We start from the raw sequence: 8,521 nt of genomic DNA on the forward strand, positions 1-8,521 counted from the left end.
AACTTGAGGATTTAAGCTTAACTCGCGCAGCTTTTGGGCTTCTAACTCGGTAAGACTGATTCTTAATCGGGCTGGCATATAGCGATCGCCTCCTTATTTAACGATTTTTCTATTTTACGCTTAATTAGGTACACCTACTTACTCGGAAACGATATCAATACCTAATTAATCTCAACTCCCACCAAATCAGCCACAACTTTTTCCAATCCAGCTATCACCTTCGCCGTTTTTTCCCAATCAACTTTATCAGGCGTATCCTCAGAAGTATGATAGATCAGTTTGAATAGCCGAAAAGCCATAATACCTATATTTCAGTCAATAGAGCCATAAAATCATTGAGAATTCTAGCCATAATCATTACTGGGCAAGGTTTTAGCTAAGTTAATGCTAATAATTTAGCATAATATGTCCTGAAGAACCATTAATGCAGTACGATCCCCTAATTTAATTTTTCTTGTCGATCCCATTCTTTTTAAATAATCCCTTTACTCTTTAGTCCGCGTAGGCGGACTTTGTTTGTGTAGTCGCGGTTTCAACCGCCAACTATTACTAAGATTCTGGCAACTTATATTGTCCGACAATTCGCTTAGCATATTCTGGTACATGAGCCTCCAATTTCTCCGGGTGATTCCGCTTAACATAGAGATAATTGCGAGTGAAATGAGAATCAATGGAAAATCGCGCGTATTCCAAACCTTTAGGCCCAATTCTCTCAATAAATACTCCCATTAATTTTGCCGCCCACATTGGCAAAGTTACTCCTTTTTCATAGGCAGGAATACTTTGCTGAACAGCGGGCATCCTATTACCTTGAGACATCACAGGTTGAGTATTTAACTGCTCCATTACTAAGTCTAACATCTCTTGTCCCGTATCATTTCTTACCACAATCCATTGCCAGCCAAAAGGTGCGCCCATATAGCCTACAACTAAGTCTGCTAAACTATTAACATAATCAAAACAGCTCAGGCAAGATGGGGCAAAAACGTCTTTAAGTTCCTTAGTATTCAGCCCAAAAAATGGTACTTTTTCAGTAGTTCCATCTTCATGCTTAAAATGAACGTTAAAATCCTGCATAAACTCATAAGACACCACTGTTTCATGAGAACGGCTAGTAGTTTCTAAGAATTTCTGCAAACCATCACGACTGACATTATCAACACAGGGAGTACCCAAAACATAGAGCTTTTCTAAACCTAGTTTTTTCTCAACAGTTCGCAAAGCTTGAATTTGACAGCCAACGCCAATCACTAACAGCCGTTTCATCCCTGATTTTTCGATTTGTTCCAATACTGAAAGGTTGGGAGAAAGCGTTGGCTTATTGACTTTAGCGGCTAGTATTTCCTCTGGGGTTGTAGCAATAATTGGCATCGGTTGAAAGCGATCTTCTTTAGTATTTTGGACGCAAACTACGCCTTCAACTATGCCGCGATTCAGCATTTCTATGGCAATTGTACTAACAATCCCCGTCCATTGTGCCCCCTCAATTGGCTCTTTTTTACGGGCAGCCATCATGGTTTGATTAACGCCGAAATACCAGTCATCGGGGTTGTCGAGATTGCGCGATCGCCCGTGTATTTCTGCTTCCAGTTCCGCGATATGCTGAGTTAGGAAGGCACAAGCTTCCTTGACATAATGGATATAATATGTATCGCACAGCCCGCATTCGCTACACAGTTCTTTAGCGGGACGGCGGCTGTTTGGTTTGAGGGCCTTGGCTTTTTTGTGTTGGTTAGATTCGATTGCAGTCATTTAAATTGCTGATTTTATGGAGATGTGGCTTTTATTAAGGTATCAGGTAGGAGGTATAGTTTGACTGTCGAGGTGACAACCCCCACCACCAAACCAGACAGAGCTGATATTTGACCAACTTGTGTTAAAAAAAGATAGGAGTGATAAGTTAGCAATTACACCCGGAATATCTATTCGTGACAAACAATTCGTTAGTTTGACGGTAAAGCAGAGGCCTGCCAAAATATATCTTTCACACTTTTGTAAGCGTATCTGCTTTTAAGGACTGTAATTTGGTAAAGTAAGATAATAATCTGTTAACGCGGACAAATAATTTAACGTTCGACAACAGCAAGCCGTAACTCATTCATCTAACTAAAGCCCTTGATGAGGATTGAACTCATGACCTCACCCTTACCAAGGGTGTGCTCTACCACTGAGCTACAAGGGCAGATAAAATTAAAAGTTAAAAAGTTTAAATCTTTAATCTTTAATTTTTAATTTTTAATTTATTTGTGGTGGGCCGGGCTAGATTTGAACTAGCGTAGGCGTAGCCAGCGGATTTACAGTCCGCCCCCATTAACCGCTCGGGCACCGACCCATTTGCACCCACAATCATTAATAGTAGCAGCACTCCCTCTACTTGTGCAAGGGGGTAAACGAGATTTTTGGGAAAATTAACAAAACTTCACATAACTCGATTTTCCCCAGACTCAACAGGCAGAAGTGCTATCCTTACTGAATAGCACTCTAGCTCAACTGCATCCTAATACTCCTGTAGACACATAACCTCCAAACCCAGGGATAAAAACCTAAGCAATTAGTTCGCCTGTTTCTTGTAGCGAGTGTAATCGCCGGTAAATCCCCCCTTGGCTTAACAACTCCTCATGAGTACCAACTTCCACAATCTGGCCTTGGTCAAGAACCACAATTCGATCCGCCTCGCGAATCGTACTCAGCCGATGGGCAATAATAATCGTTGTCCGCGTCCCCAAAATATTTTTCATTGCTAGCTGAATCGATCGCTCTGATTCGTAATCCAGACTAGAAGTAGCTTCGTCAAAGATTAGCACATCTGGATCGACCAATAGCGCCCTCGCAATTCCCAACCGCTGTCGCTGACCACCTGACAACCGCACACCGCGTTCGCCGACAAATGTATGATAACCTTGGGGCAATTGATGGATAAACTCATCTACTTTCGCAATCCGACAAGCATCCTCAACTTGTTCAAAAGTAGCTTTCCGATTGCCATAAATCAAGTTATCCAACAAAGTACCATTGAAAACATCAACTTCTTGATGAACGATCGCCAAACGCTGGCGGTAAGCAGTCACATCTAACGTGCGAATGTCGTCGCCATCGATGAGAATGCGGCCTGCTTTCGGTTCAAAATACCGAAATAGTAGCTTCACCAAAGTAGACTTACCGGAACCCGATTTACCTACTAATGCCACAGTTTGACTGGGATGAATTAACAAATCGATATCCTGTAACACCGGTTTTTCGGGGTCATACCCAAAAGTAAGATGAGAAAACTCAACCTTGCCAGTAAATTTGTACGATGGACGTATTAACTCGGCTGTAAATTCCTGTTCCAAATTTACCCCATCAGCGCCATCTGGCAATTGCATAAACTCGTGAAACCTCATCATTGAAGCATAACGGCGAGCAAATACTTCAGCAAGATTACTGATCGGAGTTATTTGTGAATAAGCCATACTTGCCAATGTATAAGTCGTAACGAAGTATCCCAGAGAAATCTGACCGCCAGCCGTTGCTGCTAGGCTAAAACCTAGAACTGAGAACAGGCAAAACTGAGTAATTGTTCTCTGATATACTCCCAAGTTCACATATCCTCGATGGATACGGTTAATTACAACTTTTAACTCGCGGTTAAGCCGTGTTGTTTGTCGTTCTAGTTCGCTTTTTTCGGTGGCAAAAGCTTTGACAGTTTTGATATTAGTGATAATTTCTGAATTGCGACTTTCGGTATCTTCGCTATATTTATCGAGAATTTCTTCTCTATCGGTCAGGGTTTTAAGACTTGTGAGAGTGAAACTGAGGATAAATAGGAAAGAAACCAGAATTAATAAGCCAATTCGCCATTCAATTAGCCAAATCACTGTAAATATGCCGAGTAATCGCACGACTTCGGGTATTAGTTGACCGGCAATTTCTGGGTATGTCCAGGTATGGTTTGCTAGTCCTTTGGCGATGCGGCTGGCAATGCGTCCGGGGTTGTTTTCGTCGTAAAATTCTAGTGGTACGGTGAGGATTTTGGCGATCGCGCCTTGCGTGCGATCGCGACGCGCTTTTAAGGCAATTACCCAGTGAAACCAGGGGCCAAGCCAAGTCTGTACAGGGGCTTTACAGACGGTGACTAGGAAAATTAAGCCCAGCAATACTGATAGGGATAATGTCTGATTGACGGGTTGTTGAGTGGCGGAGGCGATCGCATTTATTAAATTTTGCGCGATCGCATCTGGCGGTTTACCTGACAAAACGTTTAAAGTTTGACCAATTGCGTAGGGAACAATCAGATCGATTAGTTCAAAGGCGCTGGATGCTCCTATACTGAGGACAGAAGTTTTCCAATAGCCCTCGTAATATTTGAGGATGTCCCAAAAGGTTGCCATAGGTTTTACTTGTAATACGGCCCATCGGGCCATCAAAAGTAAAGACGCACCATTGCGCGTCTTTACTACAACTATATTACAAGAGTATTACCGCTGGGAGCGTCCAACTTCATCCAGATGACTCACCCGACTGGGTGATTAGCTTAAAGCGTAGGCTGATTGTAGTGCCCACCAGATCAGGAAACTGATACCACCCAGAATCGCGATCGCTGAGACTGCGATCGCCGTTGGGCTATCGGCTCCCTTAAACTTCATGATTCCGCGATTTAAGTCAGACATAGTACAGTAGTCCTAATTCTTACGCTGATTGTAGCAAACACTCTATTTTCTAACATCTAACTTGGAGTATATTTGTAAAATAATAATTAAGATTTTATTAAACATAGGGTGGACAAAGGTTCAACAAGCTGAGATTGAATAGTTGTAAATGATTGTCGGCTTTGCCTACCCTACAATATATTCACAAAATTAGTTATGTTTGCTGATGAGCATCCAACCAAGCAACTAAATCACTAACATCAGAAAAATCTAATAATGCCTCACCCAGATTTTCCAATTGCACAACAGATAACAGACGAATTCTTGCTTGTAGCTGAGTATCAATCTCCCCAACACGACGATTTAGCAGGCGCATAGTATATGCTAACGCTTCCTGTCCTAGTCCTTGTTGGAGGCCTTGTTGCTCTCCTCGCTGGATGATTTCTTGATAAATTACAGACTCACGCATACTTGCTTCTCTGAATCATTAGCAAACAACTGAAAAACTTGGTTATTCTTAATGATTAGTATCTAGCCAATCAACTAAATCACTAACATCAGAAAAATCTAATAATGCCTCACCCAAATTTTCCAATTGCACAACAGATAACCCACGAATTCTTGCTTGTAGCTGAGCATTAATCTCCCCAACACGACGATTTAGCAGACGCATCGTATATGCTAACGCTTCCTGTCCTAGTCCTTGTTGTAGTCCTTGTTGCAATCCTTGTTGCAATCCTTGTTGTAGTCCTTGTTGCAATCCTTGTTGCTCTCCTCGCTGGATGATTTCTTGATAAATTACAGATTCACGCATAATCTCCTCTCTGAATAGTTGGCGAATCAATGTTGTATTAAACCGTAGACCTGCTAAAATCTCTATACAAGCTGAAAGATTCTGCCGCTCATCCGGTGCTTCAATGCTAGCAACTTGTTCTGCTACTTGTTGTAGCAAAGTATTGGGATTATCCGATCGCGCTAACACAGCTAACGGTAAAAGTTCAGGATTTGCCAGTAAAGGGGCGGGGTTTTGTTCCCACATTCGGATGACTCGGTAGCGGTGCTGAGTATTACGAGCCGTAAACTGATTAGTAAAGGCAGTTTGGGAACTCGTGCGCGTTAAAAAAATCACGACTTGTTCGATGTCACACCGATATTGACGATGCAGCCTCACCCAATAGTCTAACATTCTGAGCGGCATTGGTGGCTCAGAAGCAGGCTCAGTTTGAAATTCTAGGTGGAGAATTTGGTTTGCTACTTGCAAGAATGTCACCGAGTCTGCTCTAATAGGTTCGAGGCTGAGTTCAGTTTTGAGTACCTGAATTTCCTCTGTGTTAGTTGGGAGTAGCCAGCGGACAAATGAAACCGGATACTCTTCAGCAAGATATTTACAAATGTTATCGTAAGTCACAGGCGATCGCTTAAAAAGTTTTGCACTTAATATAGATTTTTCAGGTAATCTTCCCTCATTTATTGTCAATTGTCAACTTGTGTGCTATACTAAAACGTTTGTAGAAATCTCCTAAAGATAAATCCTATATGGCAACTAAGCCAACGATCGCATTTACTCACCTCGGTTGTGAAAAAAATCGCATAGACACCGAGCACATGATTGGCTTGTTGGCACAAGCAGGCTATCAAGTTGATGCCAATGAAGAGTTAGCCGATTACGTTATTGTTAATACTTGCAGTTTTATCCAAGCAGCGCGGGAAGAATCCGTCCGCACTTTGGTAGAATTAGCTCAAGCTAATAAAAAAATTGTGATTGCTGGCTGTATGGCCCAGCATTTTCAACAAGATTTACTCAATGAATTGCCAGAAGCAGTGGCATTGGTTGGCACTGGGGATTATCATCAAATTGTTGGTGTAATTGAACAAGTGGAAAAAGGCGATCGCGTTACCTTAGTTTCCGCTGAACCTACCTACATCGCCGATGAAAACACACCTCGCTACCGCACTACACCGGAAGCTGTCGCTTACTTGCGAATTGCCGAAGGATGCGATTATCGTTGTGCATTTTGTATTATCCCTCATTTGCGGGGAAATCAGCGATCGCGCACGATTGAATCCATTGTCGCCGAAGCCGAACAATTAGCTGCTGAAGGCGTAAAAGAAATTATCTTAATTTCCCAAATTACTACCAATTATGGCAAAGACATCTACGGCGAACCCAAATTAGCTGAACTGCTACGCGCATTAGGTAAAGTAGATTTACCTTGGATTCGGATGCACTACGCCTATCCTACCGGTTTAACGCCGAAAGTAATGGCAGCAATTCAGGAAACGCCCAATATTTTGCCTTACTTGGATTTACCCTTACAACACTCCCACCCGGAAATTTTGCGGGCCATGAATCGACCATTTCAAGCAGGAGTAAATGATAGCATTATCGAGCGGATTAAAGCCTCTCTGCCTGATGCTGTCTTGCGGACAACTTTTATCGTCGGCTTCCCTGGGGAAACCGACGAACACGCAGCACATTTATTAGAATTTGTCAAGCGTCACGAATTCGATCACGTGGGAGTATTCACATTTTCCCCAGAAGAGGGAACACCCGCCCACGATTTACCCAATCAATTGCCGCAAGAGGTAATGGAAGCGCGGCGAGAGGCGGTGATGGCGGCCCAGCAACCGATTTCGCTGAAGAATAATCAAAAGTCGGTAGGTAAGGTTGTGGATGTGTTGCTGGAACAGGAAAATCCAGAGACAGGAGAGTTAATTGGGCGATCGGCTCGTTTTTCCCCTGATGTCGATGGTTTAGTATATGTTGAGGGGGAGGCTTCTTTGGGGTCTATGGTGCGCGTAAACATTACTGATGCTGATGTTTATGACCTTTATGGTAGTGTTGCTACTGTTTGAGAGAGGGAACTACCCCTAGTAATGGCTTAAAGCCGCCAGGGGTTAAAACCCCTGCCTAATATCTTAAGTCCTCTGAAGAGGACTGAAAAACTGATTAGTCCTCTTCAGAGGACTTGATCTTTGAGACAGGGGTTTTAACCCCTGTCGGACTAAGAGTTTGACGTTAAGTGGTCGCTTATCAGATTTAAAGATTGTAATAGGGTATCTGCGTACATTTGCCGTTAAAAAGTTATTAATTAGTAAACAAACTAGGCTCTAAATGAAAAAAAACTACCCAGAATCAATGCCTGCTCTTTGCTGATATCTCGCTGACCATTCACCAATTCATACACTCCTGCTTCACAGCCAATAATTCCCACCAAATCCGCAGGTTTTAGCGAACGCTGTTCCATCAAAAATAGTAACAATGAATGAGGCGTAGCTGTAACTCCAGGTGTATAGTATTCTTGCTCAAATTTTTCAATCAATGCAATCAATAATTCATATAATTCATCTTCTTCTGGAGTGCGATCTTGGCGGTGCATCAACTCTTCCACAATAGCTAAAGCCTTTTCATTTTCAGCTTCAGTTCTAATTATCTTCGGCTGATACTGAGACAATAACTCTTTATATTTATCTGGATTAAAAGTAAGGGTCATTTTTCCAGTTCTCCTTATCATACTCAGCATGAGTAAGAATGTATTTGATATAAATCAATTGACCTGCATAGTCAATACTAACTATTAATCTATAATTATTACCTTTGATATTAAAAACTGTAAAATTTCCCACCGCTTCGGCTTTAGGAAAAACAGATTGCACCTCAACTAAATTTGACCATTTGGCTTTGGTAGCAATTTTAAACCAGTTATCTAAGACTTCCCGACAATAAGCAAGCAATGTCTACGTTAGGTCATGCTCAGCCAATGCGATCGCACTTGCTCCATTTGAGAAAACTTAAGCTGCGATCCAAGGGTTTGACCCTCTCTGGACTACCGGACTAGAGGTGTAACCTAAAGTTAGACATCTCTCCCCCACCCCCCTGCTCCCCCCAGCCC

General features: G+C 42.3%; 9 protein-coding genes and 2 tRNA genes. 1 reads left to right on the forward strand and 10 read right to left on the reverse strand.

Features of this window, described 5'->3' with window-relative positions; all coding sequences use genetic code 11:
* Positions 1–161: 161 nt before the first annotated feature.
* From PN499_RS05205 to PN499_RS05240, 8 genes are all read right to left on the reverse strand, one after another.
* Positions 162–299, reverse strand: coding sequence for a hypothetical protein (locus PN499_RS05205; RefSeq protein WP_334311658.1), 138 nt, complete (start codon positions 297–299; stop codon positions 162–164).
* Positions 300–549: 250 nt separating this feature from the next.
* Positions 550–1,752: a Coenzyme F420 hydrogenase/dehydrogenase, beta subunit C-terminal domain gene (locus PN499_RS05210; protein ID WP_272030630.1), complete on the reverse strand. Its 1,203-nt coding sequence runs from the start codon at positions 1,750–1,752 to the stop codon at positions 550–552.
* A 358-nt stretch (positions 1,753–2,110) separates the two neighbouring features.
* Positions 2,111–2,182, reverse strand: a tRNA-Thr gene (locus tag PN499_RS05215).
* 65 nt (positions 2,183–2,247) lie between these two features.
* A tRNA-Tyr gene (locus PN499_RS05220) sits at positions 2,248–2,332 on the reverse strand.
* 211 nt (positions 2,333–2,543) lie between these two features.
* The gene (locus tag PN499_RS05225; RefSeq protein ID WP_272030631.1) at positions 2,544–4,370 is read right to left on the reverse strand and encodes an ABC transporter ATP-binding protein; all 1,827 of its coding nucleotides are present in this window, start codon (positions 4,368–4,370) and stop codon (positions 2,544–2,546) included.
* Positions 4,371–4,508: 138 nt separating this feature from the next.
* Entirely contained in the window at positions 4,509–4,649 is a 141-nt protein-coding gene (locus PN499_RS05230; protein ID WP_007356563.1) for a hypothetical protein, read from the reverse strand.
* A 193-nt stretch (positions 4,650–4,842) separates the two neighbouring features.
* The gene (locus tag PN499_RS05235) at positions 4,843–5,097 is read right to left on the reverse strand and encodes a DUF4351 domain-containing protein (RefSeq protein ID WP_272030632.1); all 255 of its coding nucleotides are present in this window, start codon (positions 5,095–5,097) and stop codon (positions 4,843–4,845) included.
* A gap of 48 nt (positions 5,098–5,145) precedes the next feature.
* Entirely contained in the window at positions 5,146–6,036 is an 891-nt protein-coding gene (locus tag PN499_RS05240; RefSeq protein WP_272030638.1) for a DUF4351 domain-containing protein, read from the reverse strand.
* Between the two features lie 128 nt (positions 6,037–6,164).
* On the opposite strand from PN499_RS05240, the gene rimO reads away from it, so the two are divergent.
* On the forward strand, positions 6,165–7,484 hold the full coding sequence (gene rimO, locus PN499_RS05245; protein WP_272030633.1) for a 30S ribosomal protein S12 methylthiotransferase RimO: 1,320 nt from the start codon (positions 6,165–6,167) through the stop codon (positions 7,482–7,484).
* 248 nt (positions 7,485–7,732) lie between these two features.
* Here rimO and PN499_RS05250 read toward each other — a convergent pair whose 3' ends face one another.
* Both PN499_RS05250 and PN499_RS05255 read right to left on the reverse strand, forming a co-directional pair.
* Positions 7,733–8,122, reverse strand: coding sequence for a helix-turn-helix domain-containing protein (locus PN499_RS05250; RefSeq protein ID WP_272030636.1), 390 nt, complete (start codon positions 8,120–8,122; stop codon positions 7,733–7,735).
* The gene (locus PN499_RS05255; RefSeq protein WP_272030637.1) at positions 8,106–8,363 is read right to left on the reverse strand and encodes a type II toxin-antitoxin system HigB family toxin; all 258 of its coding nucleotides are present in this window, start codon (positions 8,361–8,363) and stop codon (positions 8,106–8,108) included. The genes PN499_RS05250 and PN499_RS05255 overlap by 17 nt, the downstream gene beginning before the upstream one ends.
* Between the last annotated feature and the right edge of the window lie 158 nt (positions 8,364–8,521).

Source organism: Kamptonema animale CS-326 (genome assembly GCF_028330895.1).
Lineage (GTDB): Bacteria > Cyanobacteriota > Cyanobacteriia > Cyanobacteriales > Microcoleaceae > Kamptonema > Kamptonema formosum.

Coding starts and splice junctions, on each gene's coding strand:
- rimO (WP_272030633.1), top strand. CDS start 6,165: ATGGCAACTAAGCCAACGATCGCATTTACTCACCTCGGTTGTGAAAAA.
- PN499_RS05210 (WP_272030630.1), bottom strand. CDS start 1,752: ATGACTGCAATCGAATCTAACCAACACAAAAAAGCCAAGGCCCTCAAA.
- PN499_RS05230 (WP_007356563.1), bottom strand. CDS start 4,649: ATGTCTGACTTAAATCGCGGAATCATGAAGTTTAAGGGAGCCGATAGC.
- PN499_RS05205 (WP_334311658.1), bottom strand. CDS start 299: ATGGCTTTTCGGCTATTCAAACTGATCTATCATACTTCTGAGGATACG.
- PN499_RS05225 (WP_272030631.1), bottom strand. CDS start 4,370: ATGGCAACCTTTTGGGACATCCTCAAATATTACGAGGGCTATTGGAAA.
- PN499_RS05250 (WP_272030636.1), bottom strand. CDS start 8,122: ATGACCCTTACTTTTAATCCAGATAAATATAAAGAGTTATTGTCTCAG.
- PN499_RS05235 (WP_272030632.1), bottom strand. CDS start 5,097: ATGCGTGAGTCTGTAATTTATCAAGAAATCATCCAGCGAGGAGAGCAA.